Origin of the sequence: Streptococcus oralis subsp. dentisani (assembly GCF_002096685.1) — a bacterium.
GTDB classification, from domain to species: Bacteria; Bacillota; Bacilli; order Lactobacillales; family Streptococcaceae; genus Streptococcus; species Streptococcus oralis_AD.
This window is the reverse complement of sequence record NZ_NCVA01000040.1, coordinates 79,087-93,961: the sequence shown is the minus strand read 5'-3', so window position 1 is coordinate 93,961 and position 14,875 is coordinate 79,087. Positions and strand designations below refer to the sequence as shown.

At 43.4% G+C, this 14,875-nt stretch carries 12 protein-coding genes; 1 reads left to right on the top strand and 11 read right to left on the bottom strand.

Annotation, left to right across the window (positions count from 1 at the left end; translation table 11 throughout):
* The first annotated feature begins 113 nt into the window (after positions 1-113).
* Positions 114-2,201 (top strand): GH92 family glycosyl hydrolase, encoded by a 2,088-nt coding sequence (locus tag B7705_RS04940; RefSeq protein ID WP_084948243.1) that lies wholly within the window; start codon positions 114-116, stop codon positions 2,199-2,201.
* Between the two features lie 36 nt (positions 2,202-2,237).
* Here B7705_RS04940 and B7705_RS04935 read toward each other — a convergent pair whose 3' ends face one another.
* The 11 genes from B7705_RS04935 to B7705_RS04885 all read right to left on the bottom strand — a co-directional run bounded on the left by B7705_RS04935 (position 2,238) and on the right by B7705_RS04885 (position 14,689).
* Positions 2,238-3,917 (bottom strand): alpha-L-fucosidase, encoded by a 1,680-nt coding sequence (locus B7705_RS04935; protein ID WP_162284880.1) that lies wholly within the window; start codon positions 3,915-3,917, stop codon positions 2,238-2,240.
* A 530-nt stretch (positions 3,918-4,447) separates the two neighbouring features.
* Entirely contained in the window at positions 4,448-5,953 is a 1,506-nt protein-coding gene (gene adcA / locus B7705_RS04930; RefSeq protein ID WP_084948239.1) for a zinc ABC transporter substrate-binding lipoprotein AdcA, read from the bottom strand.
* 9 nt (positions 5,954-5,962) lie between these two features.
* Positions 5,963-6,769, bottom strand: coding sequence for a metal ABC transporter permease (locus B7705_RS04925; RefSeq protein WP_000950028.1), 807 nt, complete (start codon positions 6,767-6,769; stop codon positions 5,963-5,965).
* A complete protein-coding gene (locus B7705_RS04920; protein ID WP_001269483.1) occupies positions 6,762-7,466 on the bottom strand; it encodes a metal ABC transporter ATP-binding protein in 705 nt (234 codons plus the stop codon). The genes B7705_RS04925 and B7705_RS04920 overlap by 8 nt, the downstream gene beginning before the upstream one ends.
* Entirely contained in the window at positions 7,466-7,906 is a 441-nt protein-coding gene (adcR, locus tag B7705_RS04915) for a zinc-dependent transcriptional regulator AdcR (protein ID WP_001249328.1), read from the bottom strand. Before adcR ends, B7705_RS04920 begins: the two co-directional genes overlap by 1 nt.
* A 148-nt stretch (positions 7,907-8,054) precedes the next feature.
* Positions 8,055-10,088 (bottom strand): cell surface ecto-5'-nucleotidase Nt5e, encoded by a 2,034-nt coding sequence (nt5e, locus tag B7705_RS04910; protein WP_084948238.1) that lies wholly within the window; start codon positions 10,086-10,088, stop codon positions 8,055-8,057.
* 143 nt (positions 10,089-10,231) lie between these two features.
* The gene (gene dltD / locus B7705_RS04905) at positions 10,232-11,500 is read right to left on the bottom strand and encodes a D-alanyl-lipoteichoic acid biosynthesis protein DltD (protein ID WP_084948236.1); all 1,269 of its coding nucleotides are present in this window, start codon (positions 11,498-11,500) and stop codon (positions 10,232-10,234) included.
* Positions 11,493-11,732, bottom strand: a complete 240-nt coding sequence (gene dltC, locus B7705_RS04900; protein ID WP_000351972.1) for a D-alanine--poly(phosphoribitol) ligase subunit DltC — start codon at positions 11,730-11,732, stop codon at positions 11,493-11,495. The genes dltD and dltC overlap by 8 nt, the downstream gene beginning before the upstream one ends.
* Positions 11,733-11,745: 13 nt before the next feature.
* Entirely contained in the window at positions 11,746-12,990 is a 1,245-nt protein-coding gene (dltB, locus tag B7705_RS04895) for a D-alanyl-lipoteichoic acid biosynthesis protein DltB (protein ID WP_084948234.1), read from the bottom strand.
* Entirely contained in the window at positions 12,987-14,537 is a 1,551-nt protein-coding gene (gene dltA / locus B7705_RS04890) for a D-alanine--poly(phosphoribitol) ligase subunit DltA (protein ID WP_004246545.1), read from the bottom strand. The genes dltB and dltA overlap by 4 nt, the downstream gene beginning before the upstream one ends.
* A gap of 20 nt (positions 14,538-14,557) precedes the next feature.
* Positions 14,558-14,689, bottom strand: a complete 132-nt coding sequence (locus B7705_RS04885; protein WP_025168981.1) for a teichoic acid D-Ala incorporation-associated protein DltX — start codon at positions 14,687-14,689, stop codon at positions 14,558-14,560.
* Positions 14,690-14,875: the final 186 nt, after the last annotated feature.

Here is a 14,875-nt window from a genome sequence, read left to right as displayed (position 1 = left end):
AAATACATACACAAATGATAGTCATTTTTCTACAAAATTGCTTACTTTCGACCCCCATATCTAAAGGCCTCATTTTTCTGATATAATGTAGAAAAACAGCTAAAGGAAAGATTATGAAACCACTACTTGAAACCATCGATACCCGCTTTGGGACTGCTAGCAAGCATGCCTTTTCTCGGGGAAATACCCTGCCTTACACAGGCGTTCCTTTTGGGATGAATTATTTTGTCCCCCAGACCAGCGACCAGGATGGATCTTGGTTTTTCGATCCGCATCTGCCCATTTTTCAGGGGATTCGATTAACCCATCAGCCCAGTCCTTGGATTGGCGAATATTCTTGGCTCCTTCTGACACCTGTCACCGGTCAACTGGGCGGAGATAGCCTCTTTCACCGCCAGTCTTCTTATGATATAGATAAAGCTTGCTTCCAGCCTCACTATTTGAAACTCTTTTCTCTGCGCTATCAGATTGAAACCCGGCTCACACCGACTTGCTACGGCGCTTCTATTCGTTTGGAGCAAAAGCAAGGGAAAGCCCTCTCCCTCTATCTTCACACAGCAGATGAACTGACAGTCGAGCAAGTAGATAAGCGGACTCTAGCCCTGAGACAAGAAGGGAAAACTGAGACTAACAAAAATCTACTAACTATGTTCATTGCCCTGCAAATGAATACGGATATTCTTGCTGTCAGCCAAGAAGGTGGAGACTGGCGAATTGACTTAGCAAGCAGTCATGCTGACATCCAGCTAGCAACTTCTTTCATCTCGCCTTCTCAAGCTCTGCTTAATCTACCTCAAAAGGACTTTGATAGCTGTAAAGCAAGTGCCCAAGCAGACTGGGAAAATCTCCTCCATCGTTTTGACATACTAGAGACAGGAGAGGCTGACCGGACCTTCTTTGATCACTGCCTCTACAGACTCTTCCTCTTCCCACAGACTTTTTATGAAGTGAACGAGTCAGGGCAAACCATCCATATGGACCTGACTACTGGTACTGTCAAGCCCGGTATCCTCTTTAGCAATAATGGCTTCTGGGATACCTTCCGCACCACCTTCCCCCTCTTTGCCCTTGTCATACCGGAACACTATCACCTCTTTTTAGAAGGTTTCCTCAATAGCTACCGCGATACTGGGTTCCTTCCAAAATGGTTGGCTCCAGATGAACGTGGCATGATGCCTGGTACCCTGCTAGATGGCATTATCGCAGACAGCGCCTGCAAGGACATGGCCCCCGACCTAGAAAAAGAACTCCTTCAAGCCATGCTTGAAACAGCCACTAAGTCCGACCCTCTCGGCATCAATGGCCGCCACGGACTAGCCCAATACCAAGAACTGGGCTACCTCTCTACCGACCACCACGAAAGTGTCAGTCACACCCTTGACTACGCCTATAGCGATTTTTGTATCGCCAGCTGTGCCGAAAAGCTTGGTCAGAATGACATCGCGGAAACATATAGAACTGCGTCTCAAAATTACCGTCATCTATTTGATGCTGAAACAGGTTACATGCGAGCGCGAGATAGTCAAGGAAACTTCCGCCCTGACTTCTCTCCCTATAGTTGGGGACGCGACTACGCCGAATGCTCTGCCATTCAAGCGACTTTAGGCGTTCTCCACGACATCCCAGGTTTGCGTCAACTCATGGGTGGAAAAGAAGCCTTCAGCCACTATCTTTTGAAAGCCTGTCAGGACGCTCCTCTCTTTGAAACCACCGGCTATGGTTACGAGATTCACGAGATGAGCGAGATGGCTACCGCTCCTTTTGGGCAAATCGCCATTTCCAACCAACCGAGCTTCCACATCCCTTATCTCTTCCGCTACAGCGACTACCCTGACTACACTGCTCTACTCATCAAAACCTTGCGTCAGAAAGCCTTTCACCCCAGCTGGGAAGCCTATCCTGGCGATGAGGACAATGGCAGTCTCTCTGCTTGGTACATCTGGTCAGCTCTTGGATTCTACCCGATCTGTCCGGGCAAGCCAAGTTACGATCTCGGAATTCCTCTCTTTGACCACCTCCGTATCTACCTAGCCAAGGAAAATAAATGGCTGGATATCCATGCCGAGCAAAACCACAGCCATTTCAACTTTGTCAAAGAATGCCGATTGGACAAGGCTCCTGTATCTAGCATTCAACACCAAGACCTCTTGAAAGCTGAGCAACTGACCTTCACCCTCAGCTGGCTACCAAATCACTCCTAACCAAAAGAACCTTTGCATCGCGCAAAGGTTCTTCTTTTATGAAACTTGGACCTGAAGCTGGTCAACCAGCTGCCTATCTACCGTCAGATTTAGATAAAAATCTAAGTTTTTATCGCCTGCAAAATACAAGGTTGGTAGCGTCAGCCTTTTTTCAGTCTCGCCAACTTGAAACGCAAGGACTTGAATCTCGTCCCGATAAGCAACACCATGCACACCCGTCCCTGGTTGAATCGAAATCTTAGCTTCTAAAGGACTGCTAGATTCTCTTCGCTTCACTGTAAAGTGGACATTTTCTCCCTTGGTCACAACTAGACTTTTTTCTGAAAACTCTAACTGTTGAACAGCTTCTTTTTTCGACAAGGTAGGTGTTTTATAGAGTGAAATCTTGGTCAACAAAGGCAAAGCCTGTGCCTCTGTAATGATCACACGCACCTTCTGAGCCTCTACCATGGATCCTCGCAAAAGGCGTTTATAGCCAACAGTATAGCCGGATTCAAACTCCTGCCAGACACCATCCAACTCTACCTGAACACGGAAAGCAGCGATGCGTTGCCCCAAATTCAAATCTTCTCTTAACTCAATCACATCAAAAGCTTTAGGTGCACCTAAATCAAGCTCTAATTGGATTGGCAACTCTGCATCACTTGCCCATGAACTGGTCTCTAGCCCATCTGTCAGATGATGACAGGCATAGTCTGGTGATAGAGCAGGGCCAGATACCGTGGCTCCCAAAGCCAAATCTTCTTTATATAGCTCGTCACGGTAGGCAGCAAATTCATAGAGACGCTGGATATCCTTTTCATCAAAGAGGCCATCTTGGTTCGGTGGGATATTAAGCAAGAGTGGAGTTCCCCACCCTACCGAGTGAAAGTAGATTTCGACCAACTCCTCCAGAGACTTAGGATCCTGATCCTCATGGTAAAACCAGCCCGGGCGAAGAGAAACATCTGCCTCACCGATTGAAAATAGCGTCCCAGAGGGGTCTCCGTGCTGTAGATAATCTAATTCCGCCTCTGTCCCCAACTGGTCTGGCTTGACTTTTTGCCACAAGGAATCCCCTGCATAGCCTCGTTCATTGCCAATCCAGCGAATACTAGTTCCCTCTGTTGAGAAAATCAAACAATCGCCCTGCAAGTCACGAATGGTTTCAAACCAAGTCTCAAACTCATAGTTGACCTGCTGGGCCCCTTCCCCTCTAGCACCATCCATCCAAACCTCAGCGAACTTACCAGCATTCCCATAGGCAGGATTTGATAAGATTTCCTTCAATTGAGCCAGATAATAGGCATTGTAGTCCGCTTCTCGGTCCACGTGATAGAGGGGACTGTGAGCATCCCAAGGAGACAAATACACTCCCATATCCATGTCAAACTCAGTTACAGCTTTGGAAACCTCAAGGAGCAAGTCCCCCTTTCCATCCCTCCAAGGGCTAGCCTTGACCGAATAATCTGTATGGGCTGTCGGGTAGAGGATAAAACCATCGTGGTGCTTAACCACCAAAATCAGCTTTTTAAAACCCGTTTCTTTGAGTACCCGAACCCATTCACGCGCATCTAACTTGGTCGGGTTAAAACGCTTGGGATCCTCTTGCCCACTTCCCCATTCTTGGTCATAAAAGGTATTGGGGCCAAAATGGATAAAGGCAGCTAGTTCATCCTCTAAATAAGCTAGCTGGGCCTGACTTGGTAATGGTCCATGTGGTTTTATGTTCGTCATCATCTCGTATCTCTTTCTCTTGTTCACAAAGTTATCCACAACTTGTGGATAAGAAAGCATACCTAAAAACTAGTTTCTCCAGAATCCAGCTCTTAGACTTTGGACCTATTCCTCTAAACAGACCTTTGCCAAATAGCTCTGTACTAGGGTTTCTACTAGCTCTCTAGCAAGTCACTAATATACGGAACTATTATCAGGATACTTCAACACCCTGAGTTTTATGTCATTTCCTCCAAGACTTATCCACAGACTGTGAATAAACTATTGTTCCAAACTGCTCTCTCTTTGACTATAACAAAAAGCGATAGCAGCGTCAATATGGCTAAGATGCCTTCCTAAATCTCCTGAAAAGATTCTATAATTTGTACAATCGTAGCGCTTTTGCATTCGCCAGCTAGTTAGAATCAGTCAGTAGAAAATGAACTTTATCACATTGTGAACAGTACAGCTGTAGTACTATTGCGCCCACAATCTACTCGGATAATCGTTTCTAGCAAAAAATCCCGCAGATTGCGGGATTTTCTCTTGCATCAATGCGCCAACATTTCTTGGGCGATTTCTTGACCAGATAGGTTATCTGGGTAGTAGGTTGGCCAGTTATCCATCTCTTCAAAGAGGGCTTCTTGGCTAGTACCTCCAAAGAAGATATGGAAATGTTCTGCCTTAACTGGGGCGATATTGTGGTCACTAAACTGAACATACTTGAACTGTCCAGCATCCGCATCTGTCGCTTCAAAGAGGAAGCGCACACCACGATTGCCTTTCTTATAAGTCAAGATTTTCTTGCCGACATACTTATAGGTGAATTTCTTGCTTTGGCCACCTTGAACAAATTCCATAGTGTTGTCCGTGATGTTGATTTTGGTCACATCTGTCTGATAGCCTTTTCTATAGTAGGCCTTGTACTCATCCTTGGTCATCTTGCCAGTCAACTTAGCCTTGTAGTCAAAGACTTGATCAAAGGTCCCATCTTCAAGGAAAGGATAGACTGACTGCCAGTTACCAGTATAGTCACTCAAGGTGCGGTCTTTGACATCTGCATCCTCAAAGTAACCATTTTGAACTGTCTTGGTATTTTCTTCCTTCTCGGGCTCGATTTCTGGTCCTTCTTGGTCTGTTGTTTGTTTCAAAGCCTTGAGGTTTTTCTCCATGATAGAGATGTAATTTTCTCCCGCCTTGGTGTCCTCTTCTGTCAGACTTTCTAAAGGATTGAGGACATCTGTTTTGACACCTGCCTCTTTTGAGAGTGTATTGGCTAGGGCTTGTGAGGCATTTTCTTCAAAGTAGATATAAGAAATCTTGTTTTTCTTGATATACTCTGTCAATTCTGCCAAACGTGCTGCTGATGGTTCTGCATCTGGTGAGAGACCTGAGATGGATACTTGCTTGAGACCGTAGTCCAAGGCAAGGTAGTTAAAGGCAGCGTGTTGCGTTACGAAGCTCTTTTGTTTAGCTTGAGACAAGCCTTCTGCATAAGCCTTGTCCAATGCTTGCAATTTTTCGATATAGGCAGCCGTATTCTTTTCAAAAGTCTCTTTTTTATCAGGATAATCTGCTGACAAGCTGTCACGGATATGCTCTACCAGTTTGATGGCGCGTGCTGGTGAAAGCCAAACATGGGGATCGTAGTCGTGATGGTGACCCTCACCGCCATGATCATGCCCTTCCTCTTCTTCCTCACCACCTGGCAAGAGGAGCATATCACCTGTCGCCTTGATGGTTTTCACTTTTTTCTTATCCAAAGTATCTAGCAATTTAGGAACCCAAGTTTCCATATTTTCATTTTCATAGACAAAGGTATCTGCGTCTTGGATTTTGGCAACTGCCTTGGCAGACGGTTCATACTCATGGGGTTCTGTACCAGCACCGATTAGAAGTTCTACATTAGCAGTATCTCCTGCGACTTGCTTGGTAAATTCGTAGACAGGGTAAAAGGTTGTCACGATATTTAGCTTCCCATCTGCCTGCTTTTGATTGGAACAAGCCACTAAAAACAAGGCACATAGACTAGCTAGTAGTAAGCTCAGTTTTTTCATTTCATTCTCCTATTTGATAAAACGTTTCAGTAGACTGACTAACAAAAAGACAGCTACAAAGATAATGGTAATACTAGCGCTGGCAGGGGTTTCCGCATAGTAGGAAATATAGAGACCTGCCACCATTCCCAAAAAGCCTATAGCACTGGCTAGCAACATAACGGATTTGAAGTTTTTCCCCAGACGCAGGGCAATACTAGCCGGTAAGACCATAATGGTCGACACCAAAAGGGCTCCTGCTGCTGGAATCATAAGGGCAATCGCCACCCCTGTCACCATGTTAAAGAGGATAGACATGGTACGAACTGGCAAGCCATCCACAAAGGCCGTGTCCTCATCAAAAGTCAGGATATACATTGGTCGCAAGAACAAGAAAGTCAAGAGTAAAACGACCACAGCAATGGCAAAGAGGAACATCACCTGCTCCTGGCTAATAGTCACAATAGACCCAAAGAGATATTGGTCCAAACTCATGGAACTAGAACTTTTGCCCTTACTCATCACGATAAGAGACACTGCAAGTCCTGTTGACATGAGGATAGCTGTTCCGATTTCCATAAAGTTCTTATAGACTGTCCGGAGATACTCTAGAAAGACCGCTGCGATCAAGACGATAGCAATGGTTGAAATAGTTGGAGAAATTCCCAAAACCAGACCAAAGGCTACCCCTGACAGAGAAACGTGACTGAGGGTATCACTCATCAAACTCTGACGACGTAAGATAAGGAAGGTCCCAAGAACTGGAGAAAAAAGACTCATGGCAATGACCGCCAAGAAGGCACGCTGCATGAAATCATAAGATAACAAACTAAGCATGTTCCACCTCCTGGTCGCTTTCGTGAACATTGAAACAACGCCACGGCGAGTCTTGATTGCGCACTAGATGGATATTGCGATCCGCATAGTCCTTAACCTCCTCAGGATCATGGGTAATCATCAAAACAGCCTTGCCATGATGGTGGGCACTATGGTGCATGAGTTCGTAAAATTCATTTTTGCTTCCCGCATCCATCCCTGTCGTCGGCTCATCCAAGACAAAAATATCTGGGTCAGAAGCAAACATCCGGGCAATCACTGCTCGTTGCTTTTGCCCTCCCGAAAGGGAACCAATTCGTTTGTCACGATGTTCCCACATACCAACCGAGTCTAGACTGGCCTTGATATGCTCCTCATCATGGGCGTTCAAACGACGAAACCAACCCTTTCGCGGATAGCGACCCGACTTGACAAATTCATAAACTGTACTTGGAAAGCCAGCATTAAAACTGGCAATTTGCTGGGGAAGATAAGCTATCCTAAGCTTTTTCCCATGAGTATTTGTTTTTGAGATGGTTACCTTGCCAAATCTTGGCTGCAAGATGCCTAGACTAGCCTTAATCAGCGTCGTCTTGGCAGCTCCATTTTCACCAGTCAGGGTAACAAACTCCCCACTATCAACACTATAGTTGATGTGCTCGAGGACAGGCTCTTTGTCATAATAGAAAGACAAGTCCTCTACTGTAATATACCGCATTATTTGATTTCTCCTACTAAAGCAGTTAAAAACCGCTGAATCACTTCTTGTTCATTTGGAGTAAACTGACTTGCCACTTGTTCATAGGCTAAGAGCGTGTGTTCATGATGATGGTGGTGTTCCTCTGCCACTGGTCGAGCCAGTTCTGTCAGTTGGTAAAAAATCACACGCGCATCCTTTGGATCTCTGGATGTCTCTAACATACCCTCTTTGACCAAAGACTTGATAGCCTTGGTCACTGCCGCCTGACTGACATTGAGACGACGAGCCAACTCCGAGTTGGTTAAGGATTCTTCTGACAGGAGCATGAGGATGTGTTCCTGAGTATTGGTCAAGGCTACGTCACTTGTGCAATGCCCAATCAGAATTTCATGCTGGTTCTCAGATCTCAAGATCACCTCGTTTAAAAAGTTATCGATTTCCTGTGCAAGCTGTCTCATGTGTTACTCCTTCCCTAGCTATCTTTTAGTAAAAAAACATAGATAGCCACCGATTCTTTACTGGTTAATTATATCATAAACCAAAAAAGAGTCAAGGGAAAAAGGCGTAAAAACGTTTCCCTAGACTCTTCTAGATGTGAAATTTAACCTATTTTTGCTTTGGTTTTCGACTCGATAAGATACCTGCCAAACCAGCTACCATTCCCATCAAGAGTAAGAAGATGGATTGTTCACTTCCTGTATTTGGGAGAGCTTTTTCTGAGACAACTGCCTTCTTGCTAAATTGACCTGCCACCTCATAAGTAAGTGGTACATTCGTAGTCGCATCGCTAGCAGCTGTATTCGTTTGAGGTGTTTCTACTGGCAGACTAAAGTTTTTAGAATCCACAGAAATCGTCCGTGAGTTCGGATTGATCTTTTCATACTGAGTCAAATCAGCTGTTTTCAGATACTCTTCAAAGGCCGCATCCATAGAAGGACCCTCTTCTCGCGCACCACCTAACATCGTGTAGCCATCGCCACCTGCAGCTAGGAAATCATTGGTTGCAAGATAGTAGGTTTTTGCGAGGTCTAGGAGATCATAACGACCAGTTGTACGGTTTTTGGCCTGGATGGCCAAGACACGTTTACCTGATGGTAGGTTGGTATCATAGTAGACCTTCACACCTGAAACTTGCAAGAAGCCACCACTTGGTTCTAGCAATGGTTGTCCGTTCTCATCCAAAACCTTCTTGCCATCCTTATCGACCTGCAAGATAGATCCGAGTGATTTTTCAAACATATCTAAGACTTGTTGCCCCGTCACTTGGATTTGTGAAATGGTATTTCCAAATGGAAGAACAGCAATGACATTTCCTTTAGTGATTGGTTTCCCTTTTGCAATGGTCTCACGCAAGCCACCACCATTTGTCACAGCGATGTCTGTCGGATGGCTAAATCCTGTTTGACCATACTGATAGAGAGAGTCTGCTACGACGTTTCCGAGGTTGGTTTCACGGACCCGAACATTTTCACGATCACCATTTAGTTCTACAGGGCTGTTTGAGACAATCTCAACTGCATTTTCAGCGTCGTATTTTTGTTTAATGTCTTTGACTAGTTTTTCAACTGTAGGATTAGCTGGTAATTTTTTAGCATCAGCAGCTGCAATCAACGTAGGATTGCCCAAAAGCTGACGTGATTTGTAGATAACCTTCCCAACATTATGAAGGTAACTTCCTGTTTGGTTATAGGTAACATTGTCGCCATAAGTTGTGGAAGCTACTGTATGAGAATGCCCATCAATAACTGTCACACGTTTGCCTTTGAGACGAGGATTTTTAGATAGAGCTTCTGCCAAGGTTGAACCACGCCACTCGACTGGAGTTGTGGTATCTACACCCAAGTGAGCGAGCACAACATAGTGTTTGTAGTCCTTACCTTCTGCACGAGCCTTGGCTTGAACTTCTTCGATGACCTTATTGACTTCAGAGATTGGATCTGTAAAAGTTACCCCTTTAATGTTTTTAGGGTGGGTTTTTGTAGCAGTTTCAGGCGTTGTCACACCGATTACAACAAACTCATCACCTTCCACAGTCTTATCTTTATCAACGATTGTAGAAGCTTCAAAAAGACGAGCTCCATTGACATAGGTATTTGAGCTAAGTAATGGGAATTTCAAGATTTCCTTGTATTTTTTAACTTCATCAAGACCAAAGTCAAACTCATGGTTTCCTACTGCCATGGCATCATACTGCATCTGATTGAGAATTTCAGCACGCGCTTCACCCTTAGTAGAGTTGGAAATCGGTAAACCTTGGAAAGCATCTCCCGCATCAACAACCAGAGTATTTTGATTTGATTTCGCACGTTCCTGCTCAATGACAGTCGCTAACTTGGCATCTCCAATTACTCCTTTTTCCTCTACAATACGACCATGGACATCATTGGTGTGTAAGATAACGGTATCCTTTTCTTCGCTTTTAGTAGATTCAGCAGGAGCTGACGGAGCTTCTGCAGGTGCAACTGCTTCTGAAGTTGCCGAAGTTTCCGGTACCGCAGGGCTCTCAACAGGAGCTGGAGTCGCTACAACAGTTGAACTTTCTGCAGGAGTTGTTGCTTCTTCAGCATAGACTTGTCCAGCTAAGAAGGCTGGGGCTAATAGAGCTGTCGACAAGACAGGTAACAAAGAACGTTTATTCATTTTGAAATCCTTTTCTTTTTCTTTTTTCCTTTATATTATACGATATTTCTATAAAAAATGAAACTTTTGACTTGTTTTCATCTAAAATATTCGCTATTTAACCAAAAAAACCTGAACAAAAAGTTCAAGTTTTTTTAATCGATTTATTGGAAATCTTTGATATTTCCATCATAGGTCGCCCAGTCCTTACTAAAGAAACGGTCATTCATCTTGTAGTCTGGGGCTGGTTTTGGATCCGTCAAGAAGGGATTCACAACCTTATCAAAAGCCAACCAGCCCAACCAACCTAAGTGGATAGTATCCTTGATAAAGTAAGGTTCTCCTCCGTTTTTTGAAAAGTCAGCAATGTTGGTAAAGCCTTGACTTTCTAGCTGGTAACGAATTTTCTCCACTGCATGTTGATACATTTCTTCACTGAGCTCTGTATATTCCATCCATTTCTTGTTGACGGGCTGGATAACAAAGAGCACATTGACTTTTGATTTAGCAAATTGATTGAGAACCAGCTGCAAATCATTGTATTCAGACGACTTTAGGAAGTTATAATTTTTTTGATACCCTTCCCATTTTTTTAAATCTTTTTTGACCTCATACGTGTAGAAATGATTCTCCATCCCCATATCGTTATTGGTCGTATTTGCCTCTGCATCCTTACGGGCAATTTCTTCTAAAGCATCATAGGAAAACTGATCAGGAAGATCTTTTAAATAGTTTTCCACATGTTCCTTGTACTTGAGTTTCCCCCGAATGGAAAATTGACCAAAAAGAGAGGACTGCTTTTCATTGAATCGTGCAAAGAGGTTGATGATAAGTCGATCAGCATCTGACAATTCCTCTCCTTTTGAAAGCTTTTGAAGGATGCCTTTCAAGGCCACACTCGGATTCTGCTTCAACAAACGCGTCGCAGCATGCTTAGCCGAAATGTCCCCAGATTGATTTTCCAAAAAAGCTGTCAACTGATCGCTATTAAAGAATCTCTGAAACGCTGCGGGTTCGTAATCTGTCTCTGTAAACCACTGAGGAGAGATGACAAACACCGCCTGCTTTTCCTCAATCTCTGGCAGAATCTGTTGCAAACCGAAATATTGGTTAAGCGAGGCCGCTCCTGCCTGACCTAGAAAATAAGGGCGGTAGGGACGATTGTATTTTTCTGCTAAAACAGCTGGATGGACACTATCAAATCGAATCCATTCACTTGACCCTAAAAAAGGGACAAAACGCATATTGGGATCCGTAAGCGCCCTCACTTTTTGGCTTCTCTCTTTAAAACTTTCCCTACTGATGGAAGCAGCAGAGTACTTCTCCTCCGTCAGATTATGGCTTGTTGTACTTGGATAAAAAAAGATGAGCAGAAGAACCAATAATCCAGCAATGAAGATAGGCCCGAAAATCAGCCACAAGCGTTTAAGCATTCTTCAACTCCGTAATGCCTTCTACGATTTTATTAGCCGTATTCCAGTCATCACGACCGAATTCCGTCACTGGAACACGAATGTCAAAACGGTTTTCAATCTCAACAATCAATTCAACCGTTCCCATGCTATCCAAGACACCAGCATCAAAAAGATCTTCATCCATCATGTCAGAAACATCTTCCATAAATAACTCATCAATAATTTCAATAACTTCTGATTTGATATCCATTTTTTATATCCTTTTATTTTTTAAACCATAAATCATTCAAAAATCCCGAAAAGATTAAGAATGAAACCATCACGACATGGAAGGTGACAACCATGCCAAGCAACTGAATCCAGCGATTCTCAGGTAAAGAACCCTTTCCAGCCTTTTTCCGTTCTTTATTGAGCGCTTTTTTCTTACGAACCCAAGCGTCATTGATGACCAGCCCAATCCCATGGAAAAGTCCATAGGCGATGTAGTACCAGGTCACACCATGCCAAAATCCCATAATCAGCATATTGAGAATGTAGGCTACACTTGAGGTCACGTTACGATTTTTAAAGACCTTCTTTCTGGTCAACACCATAACCATCCGCATAAAGACAAAGTCACGGAACCAGAAAGACAGACTCATGTGCCAGCGATTCCAAAACTCTTTTAAATCCCTTGACAAAAAGGGCTTGTTAAAGTTGATAGGACTATGAATACCCATCAAGTTTGAAATGGCTAAGGCAAACATAGAGTAGCCCGCAAAGTCAAAGAACAGTTCTAAACCGAAGGTATACATAACTGCAAGAGCATAATGGTTAAAGAAACCACCTGTCTGCAAGGCCAAATTTTTCAGCGGAGGCAATAATGTCTCTCCTAAAATGTGAGCCAAGATAAATTTGTAGAGGAAGCCAAGCATGATATACTTGACAGCCTCTTCTAGCATATCCATCAGCTCATCCCGCTCAGGAATGGTCTCGTAATTTTCATTGAAACGTTTAAAACGATCAATGGGACCACTTGAGAAAGTCGGCATAAAAAGAAGAAAACGTAAGAATTGCCAAATCGTTAAATCCTTGATGACACCGTCTCTCAACTCAACGATAACACCAACTGCACGAAAGGTTAAGTAAGAAATCCCTAAAAAGCCAAACAAAGATTGAGGGCCATGAATAGCAGGAGATACTTTCACAAAGACGATAGGCAATAGGGATAAAAAGCTAACTAGATAAAATATCCATTTACTATCTCGCTTTTTCCTGTACCTTTTGTAGAAAGATACAAGTAGTACTTGCCAGATAACATAAAGGATAAGAGTGCTTATTTGATCGGTCTTTCCACCGACCAACATGGTGACGATAAAGAAGAGACTAACCAGCACCTCATACCAGGCAAAACGTTTCTTGAAAAAGAGTCCGATAAATATCGGTAGGGTCGCAGCAATCACATACAAAAAATAATAAAGATTGCCATAAGGTTCCAAATGAGGTAGCTGTTTGTAAAGCTCCATCATCTACTGTTTACCTCGTTGATCAAGCCCTTGATATCAATTTTACCATTAGGCGTTAGTGGCAAACTGTCTCGATAGAGAAACTTGGATGGCATCATATAAGACATCATGATATCTGCTAGGTCTTCCTTGATAGCCTTGGTAATATCGATATCACGCTCAAACTGCTCGCGGACACCGTCCTTTAGGATGACATAGGCCAGTAGATTTTGTACCTTGTGGTCCTTGTTATAACGTGGGACAGCAACGGCCGACTCGATATAGCGAGATTTGTTGAGGTTTTGAGAGACATCTTCAAGCTCAATGCGATAACCATTGAACTTAATCTGGAAATCCATACGTCCACCGTAGAGAAGCAAGCCCTCATCTGTCATAGTTCCTACATCCCCTGTATGGTAGGCCGGAAGACCTTCGAACTCAAAGAAAGCTTCTGCCGTTTTTTCAGGATTATTCATATAGCCTTTTGAAACAGCTGGCCCAGAAACAATGATTTCTCCCTGTTCACCATTTGGCAGCTTATTGCCTTCCTCATCAATGATAAAGGTTGGAGAATCAGCCTTGGTATAGCCGATTGGAAGGCGTCTGAGAGTCGCCAACATCTCGTCTGTCACAGCAACTGCTGACAGAGCCACTGTTGCTTCTGTTGGACCGTAGGCATTGATAATACGGGCATTTGGGAATCGCTCACGCAGTTTTTGAGCTGTTTTGACCGTCAATTCTTCACCATCAAAGTAGAAATGCGTGATTCCAGGCATTTTCTCACTGTTAAAGTCTTCTGATAACATGGCCATATCTGCAAAGGAAGGCGTTGAGGTCCAGATAGCGATTGGTAGTGAAAAGATAGTTGCAAAGAGTTGCTTGAAGTCCTGAGTAATGGCTGAAGGAAGAGCGAAAAGCGTACCACCTAGTGCCAAGGTTGGCGCCCAGTACATGACAGATAGGTCAAAAGAATAAGGGGGCTGAGCCAGCATTTGCGGACGACTTGGCGTCGCAAATTCTTTGTCTGTAATCATCCAGTTGGTAAAACTGAGGAGATTGTCATGGGAAATCTGCACTCCCTTTGGCTTACCAGTCGTACCAGAAGTAAAGATGATGTAGTAGTTATCATCTCCCTTGACTGGATGCGTGATCTCATAGCTAGAAGCTTGAGCAAAAGCTTCTTGAACTTGCTCTAAATTCAGCATCGGTGTGCTAGTTTGCTCTAATGGAAAATCCGAGATGGCAATAATCAAGCTTGGCTCTGCAACTCCTACGATAGCAGAAACTCGTTCCAAAGCCGAATGGCTGTCAATGGGAATATAGGCATGACCCGACTTAGTCAGCGCTACAAAGGTAGCCAACATCTCATATTCCTGACCACCAAAAACGACGACTGGAGATTTCTCAGGCAAGCCTAGTTGGTCTATAGCTGCAGCCAAACTATCCGAATCAACCTTCAAATCTCCATAAGTATGCTCTTGCCCCAAAACGTTGTAAACAGGGTAGCTTGAATGTGTCTGAGCAAAGTGCTCAATCGTTTCAATCATATCTTTTATCGGTTTATTAGACACAGTTCTTCTTCTCCTTTAAACTAGAACTCATTATAAATAAAGGTTCCTTGACTCTGACCAAGGTAACTAAAAAAATAAAGCAAACCAAGTAAGATTACAAAATATAGGACGGTCTGTCCCAAAAACATATACAATTTTCTGTGTTTTCCCATAGTTAGTGTGTTCAATTTTCTATGATTTTTCAAAAAAGCTATGCAACTATGCATTTACTATCTTATCTTCCTAACATTTTACCATTTTATCAACCTTTTTTTCAACTGTTTACCATAACTTAAAAGTTCGTTTTAGCTTATTTTAAGATAAGTTAAAATATTAATGTTTTGGCCATCAAAAAAGAG

Coding starts and splice junctions, on each gene's coding strand:
- B7705_RS04940 (WP_084948243.1), top strand. CDS start 114: ATGAAACCACTACTTGAAACCATCGATACCCGCTTTGGGACTGCTAGC.
- B7705_RS04935 (WP_162284880.1), bottom strand. CDS start 3,917: ATGACGAACATAAAACCACATGGACCATTACCAAGTCAGGCCCAGCTA.
- adcA (WP_084948239.1), bottom strand. CDS start 5,953: ATGAAAAAACTGAGCTTACTACTAGCTAGTCTATGTGCCTTGTTTTTA.
- B7705_RS04925 (WP_000950028.1), bottom strand. CDS start 6,769: ATGCTTAGTTTGTTATCTTATGATTTCATGCAGCGTGCCTTCTTGGCG.
- B7705_RS04920 (WP_001269483.1), bottom strand. CDS start 7,466: ATGCGGTATATTACAGTAGAGGACTTGTCTTTCTATTATGACAAAGAG.
- adcR (WP_001249328.1), bottom strand. CDS start 7,906: ATGAGACAGCTTGCACAGGAAATCGATAACTTTTTAAACGAGGTGATC.
- nt5e (WP_084948238.1), bottom strand. CDS start 10,088: ATGAATAAACGTTCTTTGTTACCTGTCTTGTCGACAGCTCTATTAGCC.
- dltD (WP_084948236.1), bottom strand. CDS start 11,500: ATGCTTAAACGCTTGTGGCTGATTTTCGGGCCTATCTTCATTGCTGGA.
- dltC (WP_000351972.1), bottom strand. CDS start 11,732: ATGGATATCAAATCAGAAGTTATTGAAATTATTGATGAGTTATTTATG.
- dltB (WP_084948234.1), bottom strand. CDS start 12,990: ATGATGGAGCTTTACAAACAGCTACCTCATTTGGAACCTTATGGCAAT.
- B7705_RS04885 (WP_025168981.1), bottom strand. CDS start 14,689: ATGGGAAAACACAGAAAATTGTATATGTTTTTGGGACAGACCGTCCTA.